General features: G+C 67.8%; 15 protein-coding genes. 8 read left to right on the forward strand and 7 right to left on the reverse strand.

The features are described 5' to 3' along the window. Positions 1-39: 39 nt before the first annotated feature. From LX13_RS04155 to LX13_RS04175, 5 genes are all read left to right on the forward strand, one after another. Entirely contained in the window at positions 40-804 is a 765-nt protein-coding gene (locus LX13_RS04155; RefSeq protein WP_308214707.1) for a COG4705 family protein, read from the forward strand. Positions 805-994: 190 nt separating this feature from the next. Beyond that, on the forward strand, positions 995-1,777 hold the full coding sequence (locus LX13_RS04160; RefSeq protein ID WP_253660023.1) for a COG4705 family protein: 783 nt from the start codon (positions 995-997) through the stop codon (positions 1,775-1,777). After that, positions 1,774-3,018 (forward strand): MFS transporter, encoded by a 1,245-nt coding sequence (locus LX13_RS04165; RefSeq protein ID WP_253660024.1) that lies wholly within the window; start codon positions 1,774-1,776, stop codon positions 3,016-3,018. The genes LX13_RS04160 and LX13_RS04165 overlap by 4 nt, the downstream gene beginning before the upstream one ends. Positions 3,019-3,085: 67 nt before the next feature. Further along, positions 3,086-3,313, forward strand: a complete 228-nt coding sequence (locus LX13_RS04170; protein WP_253660025.1) for a hypothetical protein — start codon at positions 3,086-3,088, stop codon at positions 3,311-3,313. A gap of 66 nt (positions 3,314-3,379) precedes the next feature. Next, entirely contained in the window at positions 3,380-4,276 is an 897-nt protein-coding gene (locus LX13_RS04175) for a LysR substrate-binding domain-containing protein (RefSeq protein ID WP_253660026.1), read from the forward strand. 19 nt (positions 4,277-4,295) lie between these two features. Here LX13_RS04175 and LX13_RS04180 read toward each other — a convergent pair whose 3' ends face one another. From LX13_RS04180 to LX13_RS04195, 4 genes are read right to left on the reverse strand one after another with little or no spacing between them, the layout of a single operon-like run. After that, on the reverse strand, positions 4,296-5,084 hold the full coding sequence (locus tag LX13_RS04180) for an enoyl-CoA hydratase/isomerase family protein (protein WP_253660027.1): 789 nt from the start codon (positions 5,082-5,084) through the stop codon (positions 4,296-4,298). Next, positions 5,081-6,076: an acyl-CoA dehydrogenase family protein gene (locus LX13_RS04185; protein WP_253660028.1), complete on the reverse strand. Its 996-nt coding sequence runs from the start codon at positions 6,074-6,076 to the stop codon at positions 5,081-5,083. Before LX13_RS04185 ends, LX13_RS04180 begins: the two co-directional genes overlap by 4 nt. Next, the gene (locus tag LX13_RS04190; protein WP_253660029.1) at positions 6,073-7,257 is read right to left on the reverse strand and encodes an acyl-CoA dehydrogenase family protein; all 1,185 of its coding nucleotides are present in this window, start codon (positions 7,255-7,257) and stop codon (positions 6,073-6,075) included. Before LX13_RS04190 ends, LX13_RS04185 begins: the two co-directional genes overlap by 4 nt. Continuing rightward, positions 7,254-8,492 (reverse strand): CaiB/BaiF CoA transferase family protein, encoded by a 1,239-nt coding sequence (locus LX13_RS04195; RefSeq protein ID WP_253660030.1) that lies wholly within the window; start codon positions 8,490-8,492, stop codon positions 7,254-7,256. The genes LX13_RS04190 and LX13_RS04195 overlap by 4 nt, the downstream gene beginning before the upstream one ends. 178 nt (positions 8,493-8,670) lie before the next feature. Here LX13_RS04195 and LX13_RS04200 point away from each other — a divergent pair, with 178 nt between their 5' ends. Further along, on the forward strand, positions 8,671-8,940 hold the full coding sequence (locus LX13_RS04200) for a DoxX-related protein (RefSeq protein ID WP_253660031.1): 270 nt from the start codon (positions 8,671-8,673) through the stop codon (positions 8,938-8,940). Position 8,941: 1 nt separating this feature from the next. Here the strand turns inward: LX13_RS04200 and LX13_RS04205 are convergent, their stop codons facing one another. Together LX13_RS04205 and LX13_RS04210 are read right to left on the reverse strand one after the other, a co-directional pair. Further along, positions 8,942-9,295 carry a winged helix-turn-helix transcriptional regulator gene (locus LX13_RS04205; protein WP_253660032.1) on the reverse strand — a complete coding sequence of 118 codons (354 nt, stop codon included), beginning with the start codon at positions 9,293-9,295 and terminating at the stop codon, positions 8,942-8,944. Positions 9,296-9,359: 64 nt separating this feature from the next. Next, complete coding sequence (locus LX13_RS04210) at positions 9,360-10,823, reverse strand: MFS transporter (protein WP_253660033.1); 1,464 nt, start codon at positions 10,821-10,823, stop codon at positions 9,360-9,362. A gap of 164 nt (positions 10,824-10,987) precedes the next feature. Between LX13_RS04210 and LX13_RS04215 the strand changes: the two genes are divergently transcribed. Both LX13_RS04215 and LX13_RS04220 read left to right on the forward strand, forming a co-directional pair. Next, complete coding sequence (locus tag LX13_RS04215) at positions 10,988-11,638, forward strand: helix-turn-helix domain-containing protein (protein ID WP_253660034.1); 651 nt, start codon at positions 10,988-10,990, stop codon at positions 11,636-11,638. After that, entirely contained in the window at positions 11,635-12,294 is a 660-nt protein-coding gene (locus LX13_RS04220) for an enoyl-CoA hydratase/isomerase family protein (RefSeq protein WP_253660035.1), read from the forward strand. Before LX13_RS04215 ends, LX13_RS04220 begins: the two co-directional genes overlap by 4 nt. Positions 12,295-12,327: 33 nt before the next feature. Here LX13_RS04220 and LX13_RS04225 read toward each other — a convergent pair whose 3' ends face one another. After that, entirely contained in the window at positions 12,328-13,473 is a 1,146-nt protein-coding gene (locus LX13_RS04225; protein WP_253660036.1) for a PucR family transcriptional regulator, read from the reverse strand. Positions 13,474-13,486: the final 13 nt, after the last annotated feature.

Consider the following 13,486-nt stretch of genomic DNA (forward strand, 5'->3'; position numbering starts at 1 on the left):
TCGAACACACCGAGCACGCGTGGGCAGGCGCTGAGCAAAGTGCCTGAGGTCACCATCTTCTTCTGGCTGATAAAGATTCTGGCCACCACCGTCGGAGAGACCGCAGCCGACTACCTCAACATGACACTGGGTTTCGGACTGACCAACACGACCATCGTCACCGTGTCACTGCTCGCGATCAGCCTTGCTGCACAATTCGCCGTCCGACGCTACCTCCCAATTCTCTACTGGTGGATCGTCGTGGTCATCAGCGTGACGGGAACCCTGATCACCGACAACCTCACCGACAACCTCGGTGTCCCACTCGCGGTCACCGCAACGGTGTTCGCTGTCGCGCTCGCAGTGGTTTTCGTCACGTGGTATCTCGTCGAGAGGACGTTGTCGATCCACTCTATCCGTACACCGCGCCGTGAGGCGTTCTACTGGTTGGCGATCCTGCTCACCTTCGCGCTCGGGACCGCTGCGGGAGACCTCATCGCGGAGAAACTCGATCTCGGTTACTCCTGGTCACTGGTGCTGTTTGCCGCGCTGATCGGTGTGATCACGTTCAGCCACTATCGATTACGTCTGGACGCGGTCGTCGCTTTCTGGGCGGCCTACATCATCACCCGCCCACTCGGCGCCTCGTTGGGGGATCTGCTGACCCAGCCCACCGATTCCGGCGGACTCGCATTGGGGACAGCGGTGGTGAACCTCGTGTTCTTCGCGGTGATCATCGCGCTCGTCGGTTATCTGACCGGAACCGAGGTGGACCGGCTCGAACAAGGCAGCCGCCACTCGGACGTGACGTCGGTCCCATCGTGATCGACTGTCCGGTGCACCACGAGGACCACGAAGCGGTTCGGACCGCGATCGCGAGATCGATGAACGTGGCGGCGGTGTATGCCGTCGGCAACGGCTCGCTGAGTCACACCACGTTCATCTGGCCTCAGCGCCTGCTCAGCATCCTCTCGCCACACTGAACTCTCACTTCGACAACCAGGAGGGTTGCGCCTTGCCGACGCCACACACCGCACGCGTCCATGCCGAACGGTCGACGCACTCACCGCTGATGCGGGTACCCGAGGTCACTGCGATCTTCTGGACCATCAAGATCCTCACCACCGGGATGGGCGAAACCCTGTCGGACTTCCTCGGCACCCACGGAAACGAACTGGTGAACGGGGCCGGGATCGTCCTCGTCTTCGCCGCTGTGTTCGTCGTCCAGTTCCGGGTGCGTCGGTACGTCCCCGGCGTGTACTGGACGTGCGTCGCGATGGTCAGCGTGCTCGGAACCGTCGTCGCCGATGTCGTGCACCTCGTGGGTGTCCCGTACGCGGTGACCAGCGTGGTGTTCCTGGTCGCGGTCGGGGGCATTCTCTTGCTGTGGAAGCGCGACACGGGGTCGTTGGACGTCCACACCATCACGACGCGCACACCGGAGCGGTACTACTGGGCCACGGTCATGGCCACCTTCGCCCTGGGCACCGCGCTCGGTGACCTCACCGCGAGCTCGCTGCATCTCGGCTACCTCGCCAGCACATTGGTGTTCGGTGTCGCGATCCTCATCCCACTGGTGGCATGGCGGCGCGGGGCCGACCCGGTCATCGCTTTCTGGATCGCCTACATCCTGACCCGCCCCCTCGGCGCGTCCGCCGCCGATTGGCTGGCCGACGCGAAGCACCGGAGCGGGCTGGGGTTCGGCACCGGCCCGGTGACCGCGGTGTGGCTCGCCGCGATCATCGCCCTCGTGGGCTACCTGGCCGCCAGGCAGCGTTCGGCTTCCACACCCACGTGACATCTCGCACGGACACCGATCACAGACTGTCCGCCTGGCGGTTCATCACCACGTTCGGGATCGTCAGTCTGCTCGCCGACGTGGTGTACGAGGGCGCGCGGTCCATCACCGGACCACTGCTCGCATCCCTCGGCGCCGGCGGTCTCGTCGTCGGGATCGTCACCGGTGTCGGTGAGGCAGCCGCGTTGGGACTGCGCCTGCTGTCGGGGCCGTTGACCGATCGCACACAACGGTTCTGGGCATGGAGCATCAGCGGATACACCCTGACGATCGTCTCGGTCCCACTCCTCGGTCTCGCCGGAGCGCTGTGGGTCGCTGCCGCACTCGTGATCGCCGAACGTGTCGGCAAGGCCGTCCGCAGCCCGGCCAAGGACACGCTGCTCTCCCACGCGACATCGGTCACCGGACGGGGCCGGGGATTCGCCGTCCACGAGGCTCTCGACCAGATCGGAGCCGTGACCGGGCCGCTGGTGGTCGCGGCGATTCTCGCGGGCACGGGCAACGACTACGGTCCCGCCCTCGGCGTGCTCGCGATACCCGGGGTCCTCGCACTCTCACTTCTGCTGTGGTTACGCCGTCGTGCACCCACACCGGCCGACTACGAGACAGAACCCGTCCTCCTACCGTCCGTCACGGTGACGACCAGGGCGGCGGCGACTGTTTCACTGCCCCGGGCATTCTGGACCTACGCGGTGTTCACCGGAGTGACCATGACCGGCTTCGCGACGTTCGGCGTCCTCTCGTTCCACATGGTGCATCGAGGCGTGATCTCCGCGGCATGGGTGCCCGTCATCTACGCGGCCGCGATGGGCGCGGACGCCGTGTCGGCACTGGTCTCCGGATGGGCGTACGACCGGTTCGGCTCCGTGACGCTCGCCGCGCTCCCGATTCTCGCCGCTCTGATCCCGTTTCTGGCGTTCACGACGACACCGGCGGTCGTGCTCGTCGGAGCGATGGTGTGGGGAGCATCGGTAGGCATCCAGGAGTCCACTCTGCGCGCGGTGGTGGCGGATCTCATCCCACCGCGACGCAGGGCCACCGCCTACGGCATATATGCGGCGGTTCTCGGGGGCGCCACCGCGATCGGCGGGGCTCTCACGGGGTTTCTCTACGACGTGTCCGTACCGGCCCTCGTCATCGTCACCGCCGCGATCCAACTCACTGCGCTCGCTGTCGCCGCCGTCGTACTCCTGCAGAGGCGAGCTCGTGAGCCCGCACGCGACGAAGCTGCACCGCACTGAACCTGGTTCCTCGGATGCGATCGATGCTCTCAGCGTCTTCTCAGGACCGGCGGTCCACTGTGGGCGCATGTGGAACCCGACTGTCGACGCCACCGTCATCGTGCACCCCGGCAGCGACCGCGAGACGTCGGGACGGATCGTCGACGACTTCGGCGAGTTCGATGCCCACGGCGTCGAAGCCAACTCGAAGCACATCTCCGACCCTGCGCGGCGATGGGCTGTTCTGACCGACGACGGTGCACTGGTTTTCGTCGACACGCACCAGCTCGCTGCCGCTCCGGGCACATCTGGGTAGCAGTCGATCGCTGATCCGGATGCCGGACCGTATCTGGCACCGTCATGCCGGATTACAGTCCATGACGTGGAGATCTCCCAGCGAGCCCTGGAGCAGTTCGTTGCGGTCGCCGACGAGGAGCACATCGGCCGCGCCGCGACGCGGTTGATGATGACGCAGCCCCCGCTCACGCAGGCCATCCAGCGACTCGAGCGGGCGGTGGGCGTCGAGTTGTTGGAGCGGTCGCGGCGCGGTGTTCGGCTCACCGCGGCAGGTCGGTCCTTCGCCGACGACGCCCGCCAGTTGCTGGTCGCACAGCGCACGGCCATCGAACGGGCTCGACGGATCGCCGACGGCGCCGAGGGTGACCTGCGGGTCGGATACGTCGCCGGACTCGCCCACGAGACGGTGCCGCGACTGCTCGGGCTGGTGCATCAGGAAATGTCGGGGGTCCGTGTCCACCTGACCCAGCGGTCCTCGGCCGAGCTGGTCATCGCGGTGCGCGCCGGGAGCCTCGACATCGCGCTCGCGCGCTCGCCCCTGGCCGACCACGGCGGCGTCGACCTCCGTGCGCTGCCCGACGAACGTCTGGGTGTTGCGGTGCCGGCCACGCATCGCCTCGCCACCTCGTCGTCCGTCCAGCTGATCGAACTGCGTGACGAACGATTCGCCCTGCTGCCCGACGCATGGTCGGAGCTGGGCGAGCAGGTGCAGTCAGCCTGTCGCCGAGCGGGCTTCGTCCCCACCGTCGCCGCCCGTGCCGACGGACTCCCCGGGTTGCTCGGACATGTCGCGGCCGGCGGGTGCGTCGCGCTCGTACCGACGTCGGTGGCGTCGACGACGGCCCCCGGGGTGTCGGTGGTCGCGGTGGCCGACGTCGACGAGGATCTGACCTTGCGCACCTGCCTGGTGACCCGCTCCGGAACCGCCGATCCGATGGTCGATCGCGTGGTGGCCCTGCTCGGTTCGAGACCGATCACCTGAGGGGACCACGCGTGTGACGTCACCGTCCGAGGAAATGCGGCGCCCGGCGCTCGGTGAACGCGCTCATCGCCTCGGCCGAGTCGGCGGTCGACTGCACGACCGCCTGATGCGAGGCGATGAGATCCAGCGACGTGCGGAGATCACCGTGCGCACCCGCCCTGACCGCGCGTTTGATCAGTTGGATCGCGATCGGCGGCTGTGCGGCCAACCGATGGACCATCGTCTCGAGCGCGGTGCGCATCTCGTCGAACGGGTGCACCTCATCGACCAGGCCCCACTCCAAGGCGGTTGGTGCGGAGACGAACTCACCGGTCCACAGCATGCGCAGGGCGCGTGATCGTCCGACGATGGGCGGCAGGTGGTGGCATCCGCCGTCGCCGGGGACCAGTCCGACGCGGATGTACCCCTCCGAGAAGCGGGCCGTGTCCGCCGCGATGCGATAGTCGCCGGCCAACGCCATGTCGAGACCGGCTCCCACCGCGACACCGTTGAGACCGAACACCAGAGGCTTGGCGAGATTGTCGGCCGCGAGAGCCACCGGTTGGACGTACTCGGTCATCAGTTGCCGACTGGCCAACGGCGAGTCCGACCCCTCCTGCAGGGCCCCCAGATCGGCACCGGCGCAGAACGCGTCCCCGGATGCCGTGACCGCCACCACGCGTACCTCCGGGTCGGTGTCGAAACGCCGGTACGCATCGGTCCACTCGCGCAACATGTCCGGGGTGAAGGCGTTCTTCTTCTCCGGCCGATCCAGCTCGATCCAACCGACGTGGTCGCGGATGGTGACGTGGATTCCCTCGGTGCTCACAGTGTCTCCTCGGTGGTTTCGGTGATCATGGTCCAGAGTCCGTCGGCGCCGGAGACGATGGCAGCTGATCCGAGCTGCGTGGCCCAGTCGCCGGAATCGATCGCCTCCCGCCATGCCCACAGGCGTGTCGTGAACTCGTGCAGCTCGCTGAGTTCGGTGAAACCAATTGCGCCGTGCAGCTGATGGGACAACCGAGCGATCTCGCCTGCGGAGGCACTCGCCTGCACGACTGCGGCCATCACGGCGTCACGCGCGGCCGCATCCAGGGGTGATGGGTCGGCGGCCACGAGGTGCCGACCCGCGAGGGCGGAGACCGCTCGAACCAGGGCGACCTCCTCCAGCAGGATCGCCTGGTTCTGCTTCACCGCCTGGAAGTGATCCAGCGTGCGTCCGAACTGCCTGCGCGTGGCGGTGTGCATCACGGTCATCTCGGCGCATCGCTCCGCCGCCCCGGCGATGAGCAGTGCATGTACCGCTGCGATCCGCAGTCGGGTGTCGTCGGCCATCTCGCGTCGCACCGGTGCGGGATCGGCGACCGTCATTCCGTCGAAGACGAGTGTGGCCAAGGGATTCCCGGCCAGATCGGTCTCCGCGTCGAAGATTGTCACGTCCGAGGTCGCATCGAACACCACCGGGCCGCCGGGGGTGTCGACGAGGACGATCACGGTGTCGGCGTCGCGCGCCCAGGGCACCCGGGCGATCATCCCGGACACCACCAGGACCGTGTCGGTCCCCACGGCGCCCGCGGGACCCACCGACGAATCGGCGTCGACGTCGCGGTACCGGACCGCGAGCGAGTCCGACTCGGCGACGGCCACTGCCACCGACCCCTCCGGCACGGACAACCCCGCCGCCCGCAGGAGGGGGCCGGCAACGAGCAGGGTCTCGCCGATCGGCGTCGCGGCGGCGCGGTATCCGGCCTGACGCACGTCGTCGATGTCGGTGGCGCGGGCGCCGGGAGTGTTTGTCGTGGTGTCTGTCTGAGTGCTCATCGTGCGCTGACCTCCTTGGTGATGACCCCGCGCAGGATCTCGTTCGTACCGCCGCGCAGGGTGTATCCGGGTGTGTGGAGCAAGGCGAAGGCCAGCAGCTCAGCGTGACCACCGATCGTGGCCGACCTGCTGGGGGCGACCGGTGAGACGGCACGGACCTGCTCGACCAGATCGCCCTCGAACCGGGTACCGAGGTCCTTGACGATCGCGGCCTGCACGTCGGGTGAGGCGCCGGCCTGCAGCGCCGACGCAACGCCCAGCGACATCGCGCGCAGCGAGATCAGGCGGGCGACGAGACGTCCCACCACCGACTGCTGGTGCTGCGACGTCGACACCGATGCCAGTAGCCGCACCAGCGATGTCAGCACGGGCAGCGTCGACAGGAATCGTTCAGGTCCGCTTCGCTCGAAGGCGAGTTCGCCGGTGACCTGACGCCACCCGTCCCCCTCCGCCCCGAGGACACGATTGTCGGGTACCACGACGTCGACGAGGTGCACGGCGTTGAAGCGATGCTCCCCGGTCAACAGGCGGATCGGCTCGACCCGTACCCCCGGGGCACGGAGATCGACGATGAACTGGGTGAGTCCCTCGTGACGGTCCTCGTGGTCCGACGATCGAGCGAGCACGATGGCGTGGTCATTGAGATGCGCACCGCCCGTCCACATCTTGGTGCCGTTCAGACGCCAACCGCCCTCGATGCGCTCGGCACGGGTCTGCACCGATGCGAGGTCCGAGCCGCTCTCGCGTTCGCTCATGCCGATCGAGAAGAAGCATCGTCCGGCCGCGATCGCGGGCAGGAAGGTCCGCTTCTGTTCCTCGGTGCCGTGCGTCAGGATCGACACACCGGCCTGACGATCGGACACCCAGTGCGCGGACACCGGGGCGCCGGCGGCCAGCAATTCCTCGATCACGACGTACCGCGCGATCGGACCGGCTCCGCTGCCGCCGAACTCGGTGGGCAGTGCCATGCCGACCCATCCCCTCTCCGCGAGACGTTCGCTGAACCCGCGGTCCCATCCCGACAGCCATGAGTCCGGGCGTCCCAGCACGGTTCCTCTCGCGCCTTCCTCGGCGATGAAATCCCGCACTTCGCTGCGCAACTCCTCCGCGAGGTCGGGAAGCAGCGGATCGGGGAATCGGACCAGGTTCGCCACTGCCAGTGCTCGGTCGTCGGCGGTCATCGGTGAGCTCCGTTCAGGTCGGTGGTCGTTTCGGTCGTCGAGAGAAACGTCGAGCACCCGATCTCGGCGAGCACCTCGTCGGTGTGCTCCCCGATCGACGGGCAGTGCCGCATCGACGGATTGGGGTCCACCGAGTAGCGGATCGGATCAGCTACGAGGCGATAGGTCCCCTCCGTCGGGTGCTCGGCATCGACGACGAGCCCTCCGGTGACCGCGTAGTCGGTCTCGGTGGCCGCCTTGAGATCGAGCACCGGCGCCGCCGGGATGCTGACCCGGTCGCAGAACTCCTGCCACTGGGCCGAGGTCCGCGCCGGCGTCAGTTCGGCGACGAGTCGATACAGGTCGTCGGCATTGTCGGCTCGGGTGGCCATCGACCGGAACCGCGCGTCGTCGATCAGATCGGCGCGGTCGACGAAGGTGAAGAAGTCGCGCCAGTTGCGATCGTTGTAGGGCAGGATGCACATCCAGCCGTCGGCGGTCCGTTGCGCCTTGCGGGTGGTACTCAACGCGCGCCGATATCCGAAGGGCGCCTCCGGGTCCAGGGTCGCCGCCGCGAGATGTTCGACGAGATTGAAGGCGAGCATGGTGTCGACCATTGGCACCTCGATGTCCTGCCCCTCCCCGGTGCGGTCGCGGTAGACCAGCGCCGCGAGAACCGACTGCGCGATCTGCATCCCGCAGATCTTGTCGGCCAGAACGGTGGGCACGAAGTACGGTTCGCCGGAGACCTGGTGGTTGAGAGAGACCAGGCCCGATGCCGCCTGGATGATGTCGTCGTAGGCGGCACGGTCGCGCAATGGGCTGTCGCTTCGGAAGCCCTGTCCGCGTGCGTAGATCAATCGCGGGTTGATGGCCCGGAGGGCCTCCGCGGTCAGGCCGAGACGCTCCATGGCCTGGGGGCGGACGTTGGTGATGAACACGTCGGCGGTGGCGACGAGGGCCTCGATCGCCTCCCGTCCGTGCGGCGCCTTGGCGTCGATCACCACGCTTCGCTTGTTGCGGTTGAGATTCAGCGTCGCGCCGCTCATCCCGGGGTGGCGGGTCTCGCCCATGCTGCGGGTCATGTCGCCGCCCGGGGGTTCGATCTTGATGACGTCCGCTCCGAGGTCGCCGAGTTGCCTGGTCGCGTAGGGCGCCATGATCACGCTTGCGAACTCGATGACCCGTATGCCTGCGAGCAGCCCGCCGGCGCGTGAGTCGGGTTGAGGTACTGGATCTTTCGTCTCTGTTGCCATGTCCTCATCACACGGCAGGATCCCTCCCGCGTCCAATATCAATCACCCGGCCACTGATATTGCGAACAGTATGGATGGACAATCACGGAGACGGCCATATCCGTCGCTCTTGTTTTGAGAGCAGGGGTGCGCTTGACTCTGAGGTGAGATCGCAGTCATCCCCACGTGAAGGACATCCATGAGCAACCAGGCCGCATTCGTTCCCACCGCCGTCGGAGTCACCCTGGCCGCGACCGGTGTCGCGCACTTCGTGGCGCCGCAGGCGTTCCAGGCGATCACCGTGCAGGCGTTCCCCAAGGACACCGACACGTGGATCAAGCGCAACGGCTTCACCGAGACCGTGGTGGGCGTAGCGATCGCGATCCCCGCGACGCGCAAAGCGGGGTGGGTCGCGCTCGGCGCCTACGTGGCCTTCCTCGGCTCGCAGATCGTTCTCGCCAACAAGTGATCTAGGGCCCCGGCGGCGGGTCGAACTTCGCGGCCCACTCGGTGACCCACCCGACCAGCGGCTCGCCTGCCGCAAGGAGTTCGGTGCCGTCGACGGTGAGCGCGTAGCCGTCATCGGTCCGCGTGATCAGATCCACGCCGCGGAGCTCGGCCAGGCGGGTGTTGAGTGTGCTCGCGGCCAGGCCACCGGCGCGTTCCTGCAGCGCCCGGAACGACGCCGGTCCGTCGGAGAGTGCCCACAGCACCCCCAGTGCTGCTCGACGCCCCAACAGATCGAGCAGCACCATGATCGGGCGTCCGGTGGTCGAACCACGTACCGGCTGCCCGGGTCGCGGCGTCGCCTTCGCCCTGTCCATGCCGACGATGCTAGCGGCGCCACGACGTGCTCGCTCTTGTTTCCAGAGCGTTCCGCCGGCACGGTCAGTCGTGACTCTCGGCGGCGTTGCGTGAGTCGGAGAGCGTGAGCGCCCCACCGACCGCGACGATCCCGACGACGACGGCGAGCACCGCGTAGGTGATCCGCTCCCCCTGGAAGAACGAGTCGATCACGGTGTTGCTCCAGGCGCCGATCGGCAACTGGGTGGTGACCAGGGCCGCGATGAGGGTGCCGACCACCGCGGTGCCCACGCTGGTGCCGACCTCCTGGGCGGTGTCGTTGAGGGCCGCGCCGATCGAGGTGCGGTTGGCGGGCATGGCGTCGACCAGAGCGATCGCGCAGATGGTCATCACGGTGCGCAGCCCGATCGTCATCAGGACCATCGAGGCCGCGATGGCGACGTATCCGTGCTCGACGCCCCACGACAGGCCCCCGAGGGAGCCGGCGAGGCAGAGAGCGCCGATGACGCAGGCGATCCGGTGGCCGAAACGTGCGGCGAGCCATTCCGAGAGCGGTGTGGCCGCGATCATCGTCACGATGATCGGGAGGTTCGCCAGTCCGGCTCGCATCGGGCTCCACCCGTAGGCGTACTGGAAGTGCAGGATCAGACCGAACATCACGCTCGCCATGGCGATCGACGTTCCGATCTGTGCGATGGCGGCACCCCGAACCGTTCCGCTCGAGAACAGTCGGAGGTCCACCATCGGCGCGGCACTGCGGCGTTCGTGCCAGACGAAGGTGGCGCCGGCGGCCACGGCACCGAGGATCGAGGTGACGGTCAGGGCCGAGAGCCAGCCGTGTTCCACCCCGCTGGTCAACGACCAGCACGCCAGGCCGATCGTCGTGATGCTGAGCAACGCGCCGGGCAGGTCGAGCTTGTCGGCCGTGAGGTCGCCGGGGCGGTCGGCCGGAACTCCCAGGCGGACACCGATTCCGGCGATCAGCGCGATCGGCGCGTTGACGACGAGCAGCCACTCCCACCGAACGTGGGCCAGTGCGGTGCCACCCAGGACCGGCCCGAGGACGAATCCGGCCATCCCGACGACGATCATCACGGTCATCGCTCGCATCCGCAAGGTCTTGTCGTCGAAGAGCCGGAACACCAGCGAGTTCGTGATCGGCGCCATCGCCGCGGCCGCGACACCGAGCGCCGCGCGCAGACCGATGAGTTCGCCGGTGGAGGCCACGGCGAGGACGAGCAGGCTCACCGAGCCGAACACGCCGAGTCCGATCAGCAGCACCCGGCGGCGGCCGAACCGGTCTGCGATCGATCCCGCGGTGAGCAGCAGGCCGCCGAAGGTCAACGAGTACGCGCCGGTGACCCACTGCAGCGCCGTGGTTCCGCTGCCGAGGTCGCGGCCGATCGTCGGCAACGCGATCGACAACAACGTGTTGTCGACCATCTCGACGAAGAACGCCAGGCACAGCGCGGCGAGCGGGATCCACGCGGCGGCGAGAGAGATGTAGGTACGCGACGGTGCGTCGAGCGCGGTGTCGGTGGTGGTCATGAGAACTCCTGATCAGCGAGGTGTGCCATGACGGTAGGAAGCCGCGCTGTCACGGACCTGTCGCGCGCTGTCGCCCGCACGACAGGCCCGTCCCGGTGCGGCCGACGACGGTGTCGCGCTCGGCGTTGTCAGTTCCAGAGCGCGCGCTCTGTTATGGTTCGACCATGCCCCGACCACGGACGCACGACCTCGACGCGGTGCTGGACGCCGCGCAGAAGCTGGCCGTCGACGCCGGCGCCGCCGCGGTCACGGTGCGGGCATTGGCCGAGGTCACCGGGGTGTCGAACGGGGCGATCTACCACGCCTTCGGTTCTCGGGCGGGCCTTCTCGGTCGGGTCTGGCTCCGCGCCGCGACCCGGTTCCTGGCCGTGCAGAGCGACGCAGTCGATGCCGCCCTGCACTCTGGCCAGACGCCGGAGACCGCGGTCGATGCGATCATCGCCGCCGCCGACGCCCCGGCGGCCTTCGCGCTCGTGTCACCGCAGCAGGGACACTTCCTGCTGACGGTGCGGCGTGGCGAGCTGCTCGGCGACAGCGACATCCCGGCCGACATCGCCGACGAACTGCGGATCCTCGACACCCGACTGACCCGTTTGTTCATCACGCTGTCGACGGCGTTGTGGGGACGATCCGATCGTGAGTCGGTGGCCGTCATCAAGGACTGCGTCGTCGAACTGCCCACCGCCTTGCTGTTGCGCGGACGACGAGACCCCGATCCGGCGACGCGCGCGCGCCTCGCCGCCGCGGTCCGGGGCGTCCTCTCGATCCAATTGCCCGACAGCCCGACGACATCCACCCGAAAGGCCACCTCATGACCGCAACCGTCGACCACCGCGACGACATCGCCGTCCTCACCCTCGGCGACGACGAGAACCGCTTCTCCCCGGACTGGCTCGACACCGTCAACGCGGCACTGACCGAGATCGAGTCGACCGCCTCGGGCCTCGTCACCGTGGGCCACGGCAAGTTCTACTCCAACGGTCTCGACCTCGAATGGCTCATGGCCAACGGCGACCGCGCCGACTGGTACGTGGATCAGGTGCAGGAGCTGTTCCACCGGATCCTGACCTTCCCGCTGCCCACGGTCGCCGCGGTCAACGGCCACACCTTCGGTGCGGGAGCGATGTTCGCGGTCGCGCACGACTTCCGCATCATGCGGGAAGACCGCGGCTACTACTGCTTCCCCGAGGTGGACATCAACATCCCCTTCACCCCGGGGATGGCCGCGCTGATCCAGGCGAAGCTCAGCCCACAGACGGCCATGACCGCGATGACAACCGGCCGCCGTTACAGCGGCGCCGACGCGCTGGCCGCGGGTCTCGTCGACGGAACCGCGGCCGAATCCGAGATCGTCTCCGCCGCAGTCGATCGCCTGACCCCCATCACCGGCAAGGATCGCACCACCCTCGGCGCCATCAAGACCACGATGTTCGCCGGCGTCAGTGCCGCCCTGCATCAGGGCCGCTCCTGAGACCTCCGGTCGCACAGGACAACGTCGGGCGTCTCACCGGCGATTGAGAAGCCACCAGGTGAGCACCAGGTCATCGGTTCGGTCGAGGTCGAGTCCGGTGAGCGAGCCGAACCGACTGACACGATTGCGGACGGTGTTGCGGTGCAGGAACAATGCCGCTGCAGTGTCCTCGACTCGTCGGTCGTGGCGCAGGAACGACGCGACCGTGTCGATGATCTCGGCTCCGACATCACCGCGTTCACGAAGCGGCGCGAGGTGGACGTCGGCGAGGTCGCGGGCGGTGTCGTCGTCGAACGCCAGCAACGGGAGTGCTCCGAGCCCGGCGAGATGGACCAGGCCCGTCCGGTCGAAGCGAGCCGCGATGTCGAGGGTGTGTCGGGCGCGACGGTACGACGTCCCGGCGTCGACCGGCAGTTCGGCCGGCCCCACCGCCACCAGCGCCCCGAGCTCGAGATCGTCGGGCAGCGAAGGCAACAGCGCCACGTAGTACGAGTCGACGACCGCGTCGACCACCGGGACGTCCCGGGAACCGCACCGCAGCCGGATGGTCGCCCGGACCTCGGAGTCGAAGCGCGGGTCATCGTGGTCGGCGCAGACCACCCGGTACCGATGATCGGGCTGCACACCGTGTTCGGCCAGACGGGCAGGCAACGACGTCGGGACGAACTCACCCTCGACCAACCGACGGAGAAAGGTGCTGCGTCGCGCGGCGAGCGACACCGCGTCCTCCTGCAGCACCGCGTTGATGACCGCCGAGTACGAGGTGGCCCAGTGCCACATCATGTCCTGCAGGTCGTCGATCACCTCGGGGCTCATGCCCTGCTCCGTCGCGCGGGCCCGAACGATCTTCGCGAGCAGGCGAGCACCCACCTGGATGCTGTGGGCGACCAACTCGAGCGGGATCTGCTGCGTCGACCACCTGCGGGCGAGTTCGGCGAGTTCGGTGGTGTTGATCTGCGGGGTGTCGCTGCGCACCTGGCGCAGGACGATGTGGAGAACGGCGCGGGTGTTGCGCTCGATCTCGTCTCGAGCGATCAGATCGTAGACCGGGATGCGCTTCCGATAGAGCGCGGTCAATTCCGCTGCCATCGAGTCGATCTCGCCCTCGGCGTCATCGACCAGCGAGGCGATGTGTCCGGCGACCTCGCGCTCCCGCCTGCCCGATGTGTCGTCGTCCACTCGCGTCACCCTC

It is taken from the genome of Williamsia maris, from assembly GCF_024171815.1.
Taxonomy (GTDB): Bacteria; Actinomycetota; Actinomycetes; order Mycobacteriales; family Mycobacteriaceae; genus Williamsia_A; species Williamsia_A maris.

Excerpts from the sequence above, each read along its gene's own strand:
- LX13_RS04170 (WP_253660025.1), top strand. The coding sequence starts at position 3,086 with ATGTGGAACCCGACTGTCGACGCCACCGTCATCGTGCACCCCGGCAGC.
- LX13_RS04185 (WP_253660028.1), bottom strand. The coding sequence starts at position 6,076 with ATGAGCACTCAGACAGACACCACGACAAACACTCCCGGCGCCCGCGCC.
- LX13_RS04190 (WP_253660029.1), bottom strand. The coding sequence starts at position 7,257 with ATGACCGCCGACGACCGAGCACTGGCAGTGGCGAACCTGGTCCGATTC.
- LX13_RS04195 (WP_253660030.1), bottom strand. The coding sequence starts at position 8,492 with ATGGCAACAGAGACGAAAGATCCAGTACCTCAACCCGACTCACGCGCC.
- LX13_RS04200 (WP_253660031.1), top strand. The coding sequence starts at position 8,671 with ATGAGCAACCAGGCCGCATTCGTTCCCACCGCCGTCGGAGTCACCCTG.
- LX13_RS04205 (WP_253660032.1), bottom strand. The coding sequence starts at position 9,295 with ATGGACAGGGCGAAGGCGACGCCGCGACCCGGGCAGCCGGTACGTGGT.
- LX13_RS04210 (WP_253660033.1), bottom strand. The coding sequence starts at position 10,823 with ATGACCACCACCGACACCGCGCTCGACGCACCGTCGCGTACCTACATC.
- LX13_RS04215 (WP_253660034.1), top strand. The coding sequence starts at position 10,988 with ATGCCCCGACCACGGACGCACGACCTCGACGCGGTGCTGGACGCCGCG.
- LX13_RS04220 (WP_253660035.1), top strand. The coding sequence starts at position 11,635 with ATGACCGCAACCGTCGACCACCGCGACGACATCGCCGTCCTCACCCTC.